The following is a 13,444-nucleotide window of genomic DNA, read 5'->3' as shown; positions in this document are numbered from 1 at the left end:
GTTATTGTTAGGTACTACATACCCGTTTTTTAACTTAAAGGTGTTTTTTATTTGTCTCACTCTAGGGGGTCAGTCCCTTTGGACACGAGCTTTTTTATGATGCTTTTCTTTGTATACTATCCGTGTGATGTGTACCTCTTGCAATGCTAATAATATAGCCTATGAAGGCAGCAGCAACTGTTGGAATAAGCCAGCCAAGGCCTTGGCTATAAAGGGGCAAATAGTTTTTGAAAAAATCGTCTATGCTTGTTAAGATAATTCCTGCTGCTTTTAACCCGTCAAAAATGCTCAGAATCGAGCTAATGATTACGGCTGTCACATATACTTCTCGACCGAACGAAATGGCTCTTTCAATTAATGATAAAGCAATTAGCGTAATGGCAATAGGGTATACAAAGGTCAAAATAGGTATGGAAATAGAAATTAATTGAGTAAGCCCTACATTTGAAATAACAGCACTAAACAGCATTAAAATGACAACAAATGTTTTATATGACATGCTTGGCACCAGCTGCGTGAAAAATCGTGCGCAAGCAGAAGTTAATCCGATGGCTGTCGTTAGACAAGCAAATGTAATAGCAAGTCCTAAAATAATGGTGCCAAACGAACCGAATAATGTTGTAGCTACAGCTGTTAAAATAGCTCCTCCATTTTCTTTCATACCAATTGCTTCTACGCTTGAAGCGCCGACATACGCGAGAGAAAGATAAACGATAGCTAACCCAGCAGCAGCAATCAACCCGGCTTTGATACATACCGAAGCGAGTGTTCGTTCGTCCGTTACGCCTTTTTCCTTAATACTGTTGATAACAACGATGCCAAATACGAGAGCTGCAATTGTATCCATTGTCAAATATCCATCAATAAAGCCGCCCGTAAATGGAGAGGCTATATATTTGGCGTGAGGTTCTTGAAAAGAACCCATAGGTGTCATTAAACTTTTGATAGCTAAAAGAGCTAATACTGCGAGCAGTAAAGGAGTTAGAATTTTTCCTATGCGATCAACAATTTTAGTTGGATTCAATGATAAATAAAGTGTTAGTCCAAAGAAAATAACGGTATAGACCATTAAAGGAATCTTGCTTGCAACCGCATTTTCTGATAAAAATGGGGTCACACCGATTTCAAACGCTACTGTATCCGTTCTGGGTATACCAAAAAAAGGGCCAATTGCTAAGTAAAGCAATATAGTAAAAGAAATCCCGAAAATAGGGTGAACTTTTTTAGCTACTTCGGTAAAGTTTCCATTGCTTTTAGAAACAGCGATTATCCCCATAAGCGGAAGTCCTACACCTGTAATGAGAAAACCGATAATGGAACTCCAAGTGTGTGTTCCGGCTTGCTGTCCGAGCAAAGGAGGGAAAATCATATTTCCCGCTCCGAAAAAGAGAGCAAACAGCATAAGACCGATGGCGAGTATTTCTTTGTTAGTGAGTGCTTTGGTTTTCATAATGCCTCCTAGTGTTTCTTATGTTGATGATTAAATTTTCTGACTTTTTAAAAACTAAAAGTACGTGATACATACTACCACATTTATGGAATCATATATAGGTTTTTTTGAAAAAATCTAAATATTTTATTAATAATAAAAGGAACGCCTAATTTAAAAAAATACCAAGGTGTGGTATGATAATACGTTGTTCCGAAAAAATGAAGAAGGGGGCGCGCATCCTTGATTTATTTAGATAATAGCGCTACAACAAAACCCTATAATGAAGTCATAAAATCTTTTACCAAAGTAGCTACAACTTATTATGGCAATCCATCGTCCCTCCATCAATTTGGCGTACAGGCGGAGAATTTGTTGAGCCGTTCACGTGAGCAAGTAGCAGAATTGCTGCACGTATCGTCAAATGAAATTATCTTTACATCAGGAGGAACGGAAGGGAATAATTTAGCTATTAAAGGCGTAGCGATGCAATATAAAAGCCGAGGTCAGCATATTATTACGACAAATATTGAACATGATTCTGTTCATGAACCATTTAAGCAGTTAGAAGCACTAGGGTTTCATGTGACGTATGTTCCGGTAGATTCAAATGGATTTGTGTCACCTGCGGCTATTGAATCAGCTATTACGGATGAAACCATTTTAGTATCCGTTATGCATGTAAATAATGAAATTGGCACCATTCAGCCAATTGAAGAAATTGGACAGATGCTCACGAACTATTCGAAGGTGCTTTTTCATGTCGATCATGTGCAGGGGATTGGAAAAGTTCCGCTTTCTTTAGCAAATCATAAAATTGATTTATGCACATTATCAGGACACAAAATTCACGGCTTAAAAGGAACGGGGATTTTATATAAACGGAATGGAGTTCAGCTTCATCCGTTGCTTAGCGGAGGCTCTCAGGAAATGCAGCATCGATCAGGCACGGAAAATGTTCCGGGAATCGTAGCATTTGCTAAAGCACTTCGTTTAACACTTGAACATGCAGCTCAGAATCAGCAAAAAATGCAGAAAATAAAAGCAGAACTGATGGACAAACTTTCTGCTCACGAAAGAATCACGATTAATACGCCGAATGAGCATTCAGCTCCCCATATTATAAATTTTACAGCGCAAGGTATTAAAGGTGAGGTTTTTGTTCACGCTCTTGAAGAAAAAGGAGTGTTTGTATCAACTACATCTGCCTGCTCATCAAAACGAAAAAAGCCAAGTAAAACGCTTTTAGCTATCGGTAAAAATTACGAAGAAGCCGATCAGTCCATTCGTTTGAGCTTGTCAGGATTAAATGACTATAATGAAGTAACGCCCATTATAAATGCTATTTTCACAGTAATTGAAGATCTAAAGAAAGTAATGAGGTAAATAACTATGATATATAACCATATTTTAATTCGATACGGAGAAATTTCCACTAAAGGACAAAATAGAAAAAAATTTGTTGCGCAGCTAAGAAAAAATATTGTAACGGCTCTTAGTGCATTCCAAAACATTCACGTAAAATACACAAGAGACCGCATGTATATTCACTTAAATGGTGAAAATCACGAGCCTATCATTGAACGTCTTCAGCAAATCTTTGGTATTCAAAGTTTTAGTTTAGCATTAAAAGTTGAAAATGAACTTGAAGCCATTCAAGAAGCAGCGCTAGAAGCAATGAAAGAATTTGATATAGAAGGAAAAACGTTCAAAGTATCTACTCGAAGAGCGTACAAACAATTTCCTCTTGATACAAACGAATTAAATTATGCAGTAGGAAGTCATATTCTACGAAATACAGAGCATCTACAAGTAAATGTAAAAGAGCCAAGCGTAAATGTACGAGTAGAAGTGAGAAGTGAAGCAACGTATATTACATGTTTTGATTATCGCGGAGCAGGGGGTCTTCCAGTTGGTACGAGTGGAAAAGCGATGCTCATGCTTTCTGGAGGAATCGACAGCCCGGTTGCAGGATACTTAGCTATGAAGCGCGGTTTAGAAATAGAAGCGGTTCATTTTTATAGTCCGCCTTTTACAAGTGAACGTTCTAAGCAAAAAGTAATTGATTTAACGCAAAAATTAACGGCTTATCACGAAAAAGTAAAGCTGCACATTGTACCGTTTACAGCTGTGCAGCAAGCGATTCAAAAACAAATTCCAGAGAATTATACGATGACTTCTACACGTCGTATGATGCTTCGAATTACGGACCTCATTCGTGAAAAAAATGAATCGTTAGCTATCGTAACTGGAGACAGCTTAGGGCAAGTAGCTAGCCAAACTGTTGAGAGCATGTATGCGATTAATGAAGTGACGAATACGCCAATTTTGCGTCCGCTTGTGACAATGGATAAAACGGAGATTGTTGAAATTGCCCGTAAGATTGATACGCATGAAATTTCGAATCGTCCGTATGAAGACTGCTGTACCATTTTTACGCCAAGCTCACCTAAAACGAAGCCAAAGCGTGAAAAAATCAATCGATACGAACAATTTTATGATTTTGAAACATTAATTCAAGAAGCGGTAAATAATGTAGAAACGCTTGAAATGACTGCTTCTTCGGCTACAAATACGGCAGAGAACGTCGAAGATTTGTTTTAAAAGTAAAATTTCATAAAATTACCAAAAGAGATCATGTATGAAGCCATGTGTTTTGACACAATCTATATTCAACAAGGAGGTGAAAACACATGGCAAACACAAACAAATTAGTAGCTCCTGGTTCAGCAGCTGCTATCGACCAAATGAAATACGAAATCGCTTCTGAATTCGGTGTAAATCTTGGACCAGAAGCAACAGCTCGCGCTAACGGATCTGTTGGTGGAGAAATCACTAAACGCTTAGTTCAACTAGCTGAGCAACAACTTGGTGGTAAATAAGTCATATTAACTAAATAATGATGGCTAAAAAGAGTGGGGGAAACCCCACTCTTTTGTCTTGTTTGTTTTGTCACGTATAATAGAGAAAAGGTCAAGCTTTATAAAGTAAAGGAGATGTTGGCGATGGGAACTTTATTTTACGGCGGCAAAATATATACGATGCGAAAAGAAGATGAGCATGTAGAAAGCGTATATGTTGAAAACGGATTTATTGAAGATATAGGTGCAGAAGAAGAGTTAAGAATCAAATGGGGTCCTGCAATTAAAAACGAAGTACACCTCAAAGGATATACAATGTACCCTGGCTTTGTAGATAGCCATCTTCACTTAATTGGTCACGGTGAAAAGCTTCTTCGGCTTGATTTGTCTCAAGCTACTTCTCGGGAAGACGTGTTGAGGCGTGTTCGACAAAAAGTAGAGAGTACACCAAAAGGAGAATGGGTGATCGGGGAAGGCTGGGATGAAAATCAGTGGGAAGATTCCTCATTGATTCAGTATCAAGATCTTGATCAGCTTTCAACTGAACATCCTATTATGTTGAAGCGAGTTTGTCGTCACGGATTAGTAGCGAACGGAACAGCTCTTAAAATAGCCGGAATTACAGCTGAAACACGTGATCCGGAAGGAGGTATTATCCAGAGGGATGAAGCTGGAAATCCTACCGGTTTTTTGGCTGATCAAGCGCAAGAATTAGTAACGGCTCATATTCCTCAAGTATCAGAAGCATACATTCGACAAGCGCTTTCAGTGGCCATTAAAGATTGTGTTCGGCACGGATTAACGGGTGGACATACGGAAGATTTAAATTATTATGGAGGCTTTCTGCGTACATATCAAGCATTTCAAGACGTTATTCATAAAGAAAAGCAGCTGTTTCGTGCTCATTTACTTGTTCATCATGAAGTTGTAGATGATATGTATACATACTGTGAAGAAAAGAAAGACACATCCGATTTTATCGAAATAGGACCAATGAAGATTTTTGCTGATGGTTCGCTTGGCAGTCAATCTGCGCTTTTAAGCTTTCCCTACAAAAGCGACCCTTCTACAAGAGGTGTAGCTATTCAATCACTAGATGAATTAAAGCAGCTAGTGAGGAAAGCGAGAGAATTGGGCATGACCGTTGCAATTCATGCGATTGGTGATTTAGCGTTTCAATATGTAGTAGAAAGCATCGAGCAATATCCTCCTCAAACAGGGCAAAGAGATCGTATCATTCATGCGCAGATTTTACGAAAAGATTTAGTTGATCTTGTAAAAAATCTTCCTGTTGTATTGGATATTCAGCCTCGATTTTTAGCCAGTGATTTTCCATGGGTCATTGAAAAAATTGGAGAAGAGCATTTGGATTATTGCTATGCGTGGAAAACGTTATTGGACGAGGGCGTTATGTGTGCAGGGGGATCGGATGCGCCTATTGAACCTATCAATCCAATGTTAACGATTCATGCAGCGGTTTCAAGAAAAACTTCTCCAAACAGCTCGGTCGTTTACATACCTTCTGAGCGACTGACTGTATTTGAAGCTGTTCAGCTGTTTACGTTAGGAAGCGCGCAGGCCATTCATCAAGAGCATAAAAAAGGATACGTTCAAAAGGGTTATGTAGCTGATTTTACCGTATTAGAAAGAGATCTGTTTGAGATACCTGCAGATGATATTCCAGGGGTACGGGTGCAGATGACTGCTATTGATGGAGAAATTGTATATCAAAAATAAAAAGCGCCCAAGGGCGCTTTTTGTTATAGAAATGTACGCTTAACTCGTTGCCAGAAAGAGTTATCTTTCAGCTTAACCGTTTTAATTTGACGGTCGCTTAAACGAATTTGAACTTGATCAACTTGACGTGCATTTAATGCTTCGTTATCTATTCCAATAATTGGATTGTGGTTGTTGTCATTGGATAGTTTTAAAGTGAGCGTATGCTCAGCGCTTAGGATGAATGAAGATCCTAATGTACGATAGTTATTATTATTTAACGATGCCAATTCGCTGACTTGCATACAAGGAATTAACGGATCAACTACGGCTCCATTTACTGATTTATTATAAGCCGTACTGCCTGTTGGTGTTGAAATAATCATCCCATCCCCACGGAATGTTTCAAAGTGATTTTCGTTAATAAAAACATCTAGACTGAATGTTTTTATAACACCTGATCGAATGGAACATTCATTTAAGCAATAAAAAGAAGTTCCTTGATCAATTTGAGTTTGTAAAACGGGAAATCGACGTACTTCTATATTTTCTGTTGTAATAGCTTCAATCATTTTATCCGTTTCATCAATATGAAAATCGCAGTAAAAGCTTAGCTGATCTGAAGTTGTGACACCAGCATATAAGCAGTCATCTCGAAAGCCAGATTGACGGACAGCCTGCAAGAAAGCTCCGTCACCGCCAATACTTACAATGATGTTAGCGCTGTCGAAATGGTCTACTACATGAAAATCATATTGTTTTGCAAGTTCAATAAGTGGACTTACGAGCGCCTTTGTTTCCTGGTTTTTTGGATGAAAGAAATAAACGTTGCGACGATTTGGCATAGATAGTTCCCCCTTGTTTGTCTGATATGTAAAATATTAGCGATAAAGTAAACTTTTTAAAAAAAGTTTGTTACAATAATTATAGCATTATTGCTTTAAAAATTAAAAGAATAATCTTTTAATTCTGACACCTAAAAAGGAGGATTTTCATGAACAAAAAAAGGTGGATTGCTCTTTTGATTGCGGCCTGCTTATTCATTTTCTCTGCGATTGTTAATGTTGGTTTTTCAGTCAAAGAAGAAAAAGATGACGGTCTGGCAGGCATATTTGGAGGAGACGACAGTGAACTATCAGAAACAGTTATCGAAAAAGGGAATGCAGCTAAGAAAATTGCAGTACTAGAGGTCAATGGAACGATTCAAGATACAGGAAGCGGTTCCTCTCCGCTTATGTCTCAAAATGGTTATAACCACCAAGCATTTTTAAAGCAGCTAGAGGCTGCAAAAAATGATAAGGCAGTTAAAGGAGTCATTATTAAGGTGAATTCACCGGGCGGGGGCGTCGTTGAAAGTGCTGAAATACATAAAAAAATTGAAGAGCTGAAGAAAGACACGAAAAAGCCAGTTTATATTTCAATGGGATCAATGGCTGCTTCAGGAGGCTATTACATTTCAACAGCTGCTACTAAAATCTATGCAATCCCTGACACTTTAACAGGTTCACTAGGTGTAATTATGCAAAGCGTTAACTATGGCAAGCTGGCGGATAAACTAGGAGTAGAATCTGTTGTTATTAAAAGCGGGGCTCATAAAGATATTATGTCTCCAACAAGAGAAATGACCGGAGAAGAAAAAGAAATTATGCAAACACTTGTAGACAACTCGTATGATGGTTTCGTCAATGTTATCTCTGAAGGACGTCACCTTTCTAAAGAAAAAGTGCGTTCTATTGCAGATGGACGAGTGTACGATGGACGTCAGGCTAAAGAGCTGAAGCTGGTCGATCAACTAGGCTATTTTGAAGATACGGTAAAAGGAATGGAGAAAGATTACAAGTTAAAAGGTGCACAAGTAATTCAATACAATCAAGGATTCGGACTGCCTTCTTGGCTTTCAATGAGCATGCAAAAAGTAATTGGTGGAGATGAACAAGTTACCGCAATGTTAAAAACATTTGCGCAGCCAAGCTCTCCGCGCTTGATGTATTTATATGCAGAATAGAGGTGGGAACATGGAAAATCAATCTCATTCAACCGAATCAAACGACACTATAAAACATGAGCCAGCGGTAAGTGCTCCAATAGGTAGTGAATTCCATTATGCAGGCTTTTGGATGCGCTTTTGGGCATATCTTTTGGATCTAGCTGTAGTAGCTAGCTTGAACTCCCTGCTGATCAAACCCATTTTCCATTTAGCAGATATTCCTCAAGGGGATGGATTTTTTTCTCCCTATACGATTGTGACGGTGATTATCTTTTATGGTTATTTTGTTTTAATGACCAAGTATTTTGGACAAACGCTTGGAAAGATGGTGTTTGGGCTTAAAGTAGTATCACTGAAAGACTCCACTTTAACTTGGCCTGTTGTGCTGTTTCGTGAAGGAATTGGACGTTATATTTCTAAAACAGTTTTTTTACTTGGCTATTTGTTAGTTGCTTTTTTACCTAAAAAGCAAGGAGCGCATGATTACTATGCAGATACAACCGTTATACATGAAGGTACAATAAGCAGATAATAAAAAGAGGCTGGGGCAAAAGTATTTAGACAAATTGAAAAACGAACCATTGATCAAGGTGTTTGATTAGTGGTTCGTTTTTTTGGTTATGGTAAACGTAGGTTTCATGTGTGTAGGTCTTTCTTGCAGTTGATTGGAGGGAAAGCGAAGCCTTGCACGGAAATCAACTGCGGTGTCGCAAGCGGTTAAGCTCATGTATACTATTTGTTCGTCTTTAAATTGGATTCATTTCGTTATGTCTCAACCTCTTTTTATTGTTTTCATAAGGTTTAATATTCTGTGTGTTGGAGATAATGTGAAGCTAAGAAGGAGTGAAGGATGTGCTATGGCTTTTATGGATATTGCTAGCACTTTTAATTGTTATTGTACTTATTGTATGGACAAAAATCACGCTATTTGTAGAGCTTCATCATGTCCGAGATAACGATTATTACAGAGTGAGACTCAGGGCTTGGTTTGGTCTTATTCGCTATACATATGAAATTCCGGTAGTGAAAGTAAAAAAAGATTCTCCTCGTTTGCTTGTTGAAAAGAAGAAAGGAATGGGTGATCAAGGAAAAGAAGACGAGAATTCATGGAGTGATTATTCTGTAGAAGACGGATTAAGCATGTTAGAAAATGCGAAGCAATTCCTTGAACAGGTAGTCGGTTTTCATAAAATTTTTCGTCGTTTCTTACAGAAAGTGACGGTAAGGGATATTAAATGGCACAGCCGTTTCGGCTTAGGTGATGCTGCGTTAACAGGCGTACTTACCGGGGCTGTATGGTCTGCAAAGGGGGGCATAGTTGGTATAATCAGCCGTTATATGAAACTAAAAGATATGCCTGTAATGAGCGTTACCCCTGTATTTCAACATCTTTGGTCAGAAACGGTATTTGAGTGCATAATTTCTTTTCGAGTTGGTCAAGCTATTCTAGTAGGTTTACGGACCTTGAGATACTGGCGGCATACGTCCAAAAAGCGTCGCAAAAGATGGAAGTCGTCAAATAAGAACAAGACACACTCTGTGAAAACATAAGGAGGTTATCTTAATGGCAGAACATCCAATTAAAAGTTTAATGTCGACAGCTATGGAAAATTTAAAGGAAATGATTGATGTTAATACAATCATTGGTGATCCCGTAGAAACACCTGATGGCAGCGTTATTTTAACTGTCTCAAAAGTAGGTTTTGGCTTTGCAGCGGGCGGAAGCGAGTTTGGAGTAGAAGGGCATGCGCCATCTTCTCCAGGGCAGCATCAGCAAGAATCAGGTCATCCATTTGGCGGAGGTAGCGGTGGCGGTGTATCAATTACGCCAATTGCCTTTTTAATTGTGAGTGGAAGCGGAATTAAAATGCTTCACCTTAATGAAAGTACACATTTATATGAAAAGATTTTAGATACAGCACCTCAAGCAATTGAACGCGTGCAGCAAATGTTCAAGCGAAATAACCATCAGCAGGATCATCATAATCAACAAAATCAGCATCATGACGGTGCAAATGATTTTAATTTGTAGGGATAAAATAAAGCTTTGCTTGCTTCTTTGAACGATAAAAGAAGCAAGCAAAGCCTTTTTTTATTGGGCATGTTTTCTAGCATATAGCGTTATAGTATGTATGTCATTTAATTGCAATATAGAGACAGACAAGCTAATATGAACAGTGTACATACTTATTTAAAGGAGGAATTATTCGTGACTAAATTTAAAGGTAACGATGTAACATTATTAGGAAATCAAGTAAAGGTTGGAGACAAGGCGCCAAACTTTACCGTTTTAGCAAATGATTTATCAGAAGTAACGCTTGACAGTACAAAGGGTTCTGTTCGCCTAATCAGTGTAGTTCCTTCTATTGATACTGGAGTTTGTGATGCGCAAACTCGCCGCTTCAACGAAGAAGCAGCTAAATTAGATAACGTAAAAGTATTAACAGTGAGCGTAGATTTACCGTTTGCTCAAAAGCGCTGGTGTGGTGCTAATGGCATTGATAATGTTCAAACATTATCTGACCACCGCGACTTATCTTTCGGCGAAGCATATGGTGTAGCTATTCAAGAATTACGCTTATTGGCTCGTTCAATCTTTGTAGTAGACTCAAATGACAACGTAACGTATGTTGAGTACTTACCAGAAGTAACTGAGCATCCGAACTACGAAGCAGCAATCGAAGCAGCTAAAGCAGCTAAGTAAGATTGTCTATGGCGTTCGGCAGAAGGCGGAAAACAATGTTTTTCGCCTTCTTTGTGTTTTAAGAAGCTTTTATGATAAAATATGATGTTCCAAATAGGACGTTTACTCATTTATATAGATATCATTTCATTACACAGGAGGCAGAATATGAGTCAATTAGCTAGTATGGAAAAGCTATTTGGTGTAATTGATCAAACAGCTATTATTTTAAGAAAAGAACTAAACTGTGTATATTTAGAAGCAGTAGCTGAAACGGGAGAAAACTTGTTTCAAGGAACTATTTTGCAAGAAGAGCTAGATGAGGTAACCAAAAAACGTTTAAAAAAAGAATACGATTCAATCACGCTTGATCATTTTGAAAAAGAAACGATTCGAAAAGCATATCAGCTAGCTATTTTAAAAGGGATGAAAGAAGCAGTTCAGCCTAACCACCAAATGACCCCTGATGCTGTAGGACTATTTGTTAGCTACTTAGTTGGAAAATTCATGGCAGGAAAAGATAAGTATACGCTTTTAGATCCAGCAGTAGGAGCTGGAAACTTATTAACAACCATTTTAAATACACACGCTGCGTCAATTGAACATGTATACGGTGTAGATGTGGATGATTTATTACTTCAATTGACATATGTAAATGCAAACTTACAGAAGCACGGCGTTCAATTATTTAATCAAGACAGTTTACAGCCGCTTTTTATTGATCCTGTTGATTTAGTTGTCTGTGACCTGCCGGTTGGTTATTATCCAAACGATGAAGGGGCAAAAGACTATAAAGTAAGAGCTGAAGAAGGTCATACCTATGCTCATCACTTATTCATTGAACAAAGCTTGCGCCATGTAAAAGACGGAGGATACGTAGTAGCTCTTATTCCAAATAACTTGTTCGAATCTGAACAGTCTCATTTATTACAGCCGCTGCTAAAAGAGGAAGCAATCGTTCAAGGAATCGTTCAGCTGCCGCTTTCAATGTTCAAACAAGAGCAGGCTGCTAAGAGTATTATCATTCTTCAAAAGCAAGGAGAAGGGGTAACGGCACCTGAGAACGCGCTGCTTGTGAATTTGCCGAAGTTCAGTAATCGAGAAGCAATGAGTGATATTATGGCTCAAATGGACCAATGGTTTCGCGTTAATAAAAAGTAAGTCTTTTTCGAAAATAATGAATATTTGCCGGTAGCGTTTTCATGATGTATAGCTCTTGAAATCTATTGTCGTGAATGATTAAATGAATAAGGATAGAAATCGTGTCGAAATGCATAGAATATTGTAGAGATTACACTTTTATGTTCTGTTCGTTATGTTTATGATGCACGTATAATAAAGAAGGAGCTGTTTTTTTATGTCAAAAATCATGGCAATCAACGCCGGCAGTTCTTCACTTAAGTTTCAATTATTTGAAATGCCAAGTGAGACGGTATTAACAAAAGGTTTAGTAGAACGAATTGGTTTAGATAACGCTGTTTTCACGATCTCGGTAAATGGTGAAAAACAAACGGATATTACAGAAATCCCTGACCATGCTGTTGCAGTTAAAATTTTAGTTGAAAAGTTACTTTCTCAAAACATCATTCAATCATACGATGAAATCACTGGTGTAGGTCACCGTGTCGTACACGGCGGAGAGAAATTTGCTGACTCTGTTTTAATCACAGATGAAACACTAGCGGAAATTGAAGCTTTATCTGATTTAGCACCGCTTCACAACCCAGCAAACATTGTGGGAATTAAAGCGTTCCAAGATATTCTTCCAAATGTTCCAGCTGTAGCAGTCTTCGATACAGCATTCCATCAAACAATGCCAGAAAAATCATTCTTGTACAGCTTACCGTACGAGTACTATGAAAAGTATGGCGTTCGTAAATACGGTTTCCACGGCACATCTCATAAATATGTTTCTGAGCGTGCAGCTGAGCTTCTTGGACGCCCAATTGAACAATTACGCTTAATCTCTTGTCACTTAGGTAACGGTGCAAGTATCGCTGCAATTGAAGGCGGAAAGTCAATTGATACATCAATGGGCTTCACACCATTAGCTGGTGTAGCAATGGGAACTCGTTCAGGTAACATTGACCCTGCATTAATTCCATTTATTATGGAGAAAACAGGAAAAACTGCTGACGAAGTATTAAATGTATTAAATAAAGAAAGTGGTCTTTTAGGTGTATCTGGTATTTCTAGTGACCTACGCGATCTAATCAAAGCAAGCGCTGAAGGCAATGAACGCGCTGAAACAGCACTTGAAGTATTTGCTAGCCGTATTCATAAATATATCGGTTCTTATGCTGCTCGTATGTCTGGTGTAGATGCAATCATCTTCACAGCAGGTATTGGAGAAAACAGTGATGTTGTACGTGCTCGCGTTCTTCGTGGTTTAGAGTTCATGGGCGTTTATTGGGATCCAGCTTTAAATAGTGTACAAGGAGAAGAAGCATTTATTAGCTACCCTCATTCTCCAGTTAAAGTTATGGTTATTCCTACAGACGAAGAAGTTATGATTGCACGTGACGTTACTCGTTTAGCGAATATTTAAGTTCATAAAGTGCCTCTTCAATGCATGAATTCTCATAAATTGTCAGGCAAACTAACGAAAAGCTGATTTCCTTGTTAGGAAATCAGCTTTTTTATATAGCGTAAGGAGCTGACGGTTGAAAGAAGGTTTACAACGTATAGAAGAAAGAAATAATATAGGAAGCAAAATGTAACGGATGCATTATTTGTTATAATAAAAATAAAACTACTTATTTCTTGAA

General features: G+C 38.2%; 13 protein-coding genes. 11 read left to right on the top strand and 2 right to left on the bottom strand.

Going from position 1 to position 13,444, the window contains the following annotated elements; all coding sequences use genetic code 11:
* Positions 1 to 94 precede the first annotated feature (94 nt).
* A complete protein-coding gene (gene brnQ, locus ACRPLQ_RS22895; RefSeq protein WP_033579604.1) occupies positions 95 to 1,450 on the bottom strand; it encodes a branched-chain amino acid transport system II carrier protein in 1,356 nt (451 codons plus the stop codon).
* Between the two features lie 222 nt (positions 1,451 to 1,672).
* On the opposite strand from brnQ, the gene ACRPLQ_RS22890 reads away from it, so the two are divergent.
* From ACRPLQ_RS22890 to ACRPLQ_RS22875, 4 genes are all read left to right on the top strand, one after another.
* Positions 1,673 to 2,815 (top strand): cysteine desulfurase family protein, encoded by a 1,143-nt coding sequence (locus ACRPLQ_RS22890; protein WP_028411806.1) that lies wholly within the window; start codon positions 1,673 to 1,675, stop codon positions 2,813 to 2,815.
* 6 nt (positions 2,816 to 2,821) lie between these two features.
* Positions 2,822 to 4,033 carry a tRNA uracil 4-sulfurtransferase ThiI gene (gene thiI, locus ACRPLQ_RS22885; protein ID WP_028411805.1) on the top strand — a complete coding sequence of 404 codons (1,212 nt, stop codon included), beginning with the start codon at positions 2,822 to 2,824 and terminating at the stop codon, positions 4,031 to 4,033.
* An 89-nt stretch (positions 4,034 to 4,122) separates the two neighbouring features.
* Complete coding sequence (locus ACRPLQ_RS22880) at positions 4,123 to 4,311, top strand: alpha/beta-type small acid-soluble spore protein (RefSeq protein WP_028411804.1); 189 nt, start codon at positions 4,123 to 4,125, stop codon at positions 4,309 to 4,311.
* A gap of 123 nt (positions 4,312 to 4,434) precedes the next feature.
* Positions 4,435 to 6,027, top strand: a complete 1,593-nt coding sequence (locus tag ACRPLQ_RS22875) for an amidohydrolase (RefSeq protein WP_328152883.1) — start codon at positions 4,435 to 4,437, stop codon at positions 6,025 to 6,027.
* A 23-nt stretch (positions 6,028 to 6,050) separates the two neighbouring features.
* On the opposite strand, the gene ACRPLQ_RS22870 is transcribed toward ACRPLQ_RS22875, so the two are convergent.
* Entirely contained in the window at positions 6,051 to 6,851 is an 801-nt protein-coding gene (locus tag ACRPLQ_RS22870; protein WP_028411802.1) for an NAD kinase, read from the bottom strand.
* A 149-nt stretch (positions 6,852 to 7,000) separates the two neighbouring features.
* On the opposite strand from ACRPLQ_RS22870, the gene sppA reads away from it, so the two are divergent.
* The 7 genes from sppA (at position 7,001) to ACRPLQ_RS22835 (ending at position 13,224) form a co-directional block, all read left to right on the top strand.
* Positions 7,001 to 8,011, top strand: a complete 1,011-nt coding sequence (gene sppA, locus ACRPLQ_RS22865; protein ID WP_028411801.1) for a signal peptide peptidase SppA — start codon at positions 7,001 to 7,003, stop codon at positions 8,009 to 8,011.
* A 10-nt stretch (positions 8,012 to 8,021) separates the two neighbouring features.
* Positions 8,022 to 8,525, top strand: coding sequence for an RDD family protein (locus ACRPLQ_RS22860; RefSeq protein ID WP_033579607.1), 504 nt, complete (start codon positions 8,022 to 8,024; stop codon positions 8,523 to 8,525).
* A 320-nt stretch (positions 8,526 to 8,845) separates the two neighbouring features.
* Positions 8,846 to 9,544, top strand: coding sequence for a DUF2953 domain-containing protein (locus ACRPLQ_RS22855; protein WP_028411799.1), 699 nt, complete (start codon positions 8,846 to 8,848; stop codon positions 9,542 to 9,544).
* Positions 9,545 to 9,557: 13 nt separating this feature from the next.
* Positions 9,558 to 10,025 carry a GerW family sporulation protein gene (ytfJ, locus tag ACRPLQ_RS22850; RefSeq protein ID WP_028411798.1) on the top strand — a complete coding sequence of 156 codons (468 nt, stop codon included), beginning with the start codon at positions 9,558 to 9,560 and terminating at the stop codon, positions 10,023 to 10,025.
* Between the two features lie 177 nt (positions 10,026 to 10,202).
* The gene (gene tpx / locus ACRPLQ_RS22845) at positions 10,203 to 10,697 is read left to right on the top strand and encodes a thiol peroxidase (RefSeq protein WP_028411797.1); all 495 of its coding nucleotides are present in this window, start codon (positions 10,203 to 10,205) and stop codon (positions 10,695 to 10,697) included.
* Positions 10,698 to 10,844: 147 nt separating this feature from the next.
* On the top strand, positions 10,845 to 11,837 hold the full coding sequence (locus ACRPLQ_RS22840) for a class I SAM-dependent methyltransferase (RefSeq protein WP_033579609.1): 993 nt from the start codon (positions 10,845 to 10,847) through the stop codon (positions 11,835 to 11,837).
* 196 nt (positions 11,838 to 12,033) lie between these two features.
* Positions 12,034 to 13,224, top strand: a complete 1,191-nt coding sequence (locus ACRPLQ_RS22835) for an acetate kinase (protein WP_013059468.1) — start codon at positions 12,034 to 12,036, stop codon at positions 13,222 to 13,224.
* Positions 13,225 to 13,444 lie beyond the last annotated feature (220 nt).

The sequence above is a fragment of the Priestia sp. TRN 1309 genome (assembly GCF_050846875.1).
Lineage (GTDB): Bacteria > Bacillota > Bacilli > Bacillales > Bacillaceae_H > Priestia > Priestia zanthoxyli.
This window is presented reverse-complemented; position numbering and strand designations above follow the sequence as displayed.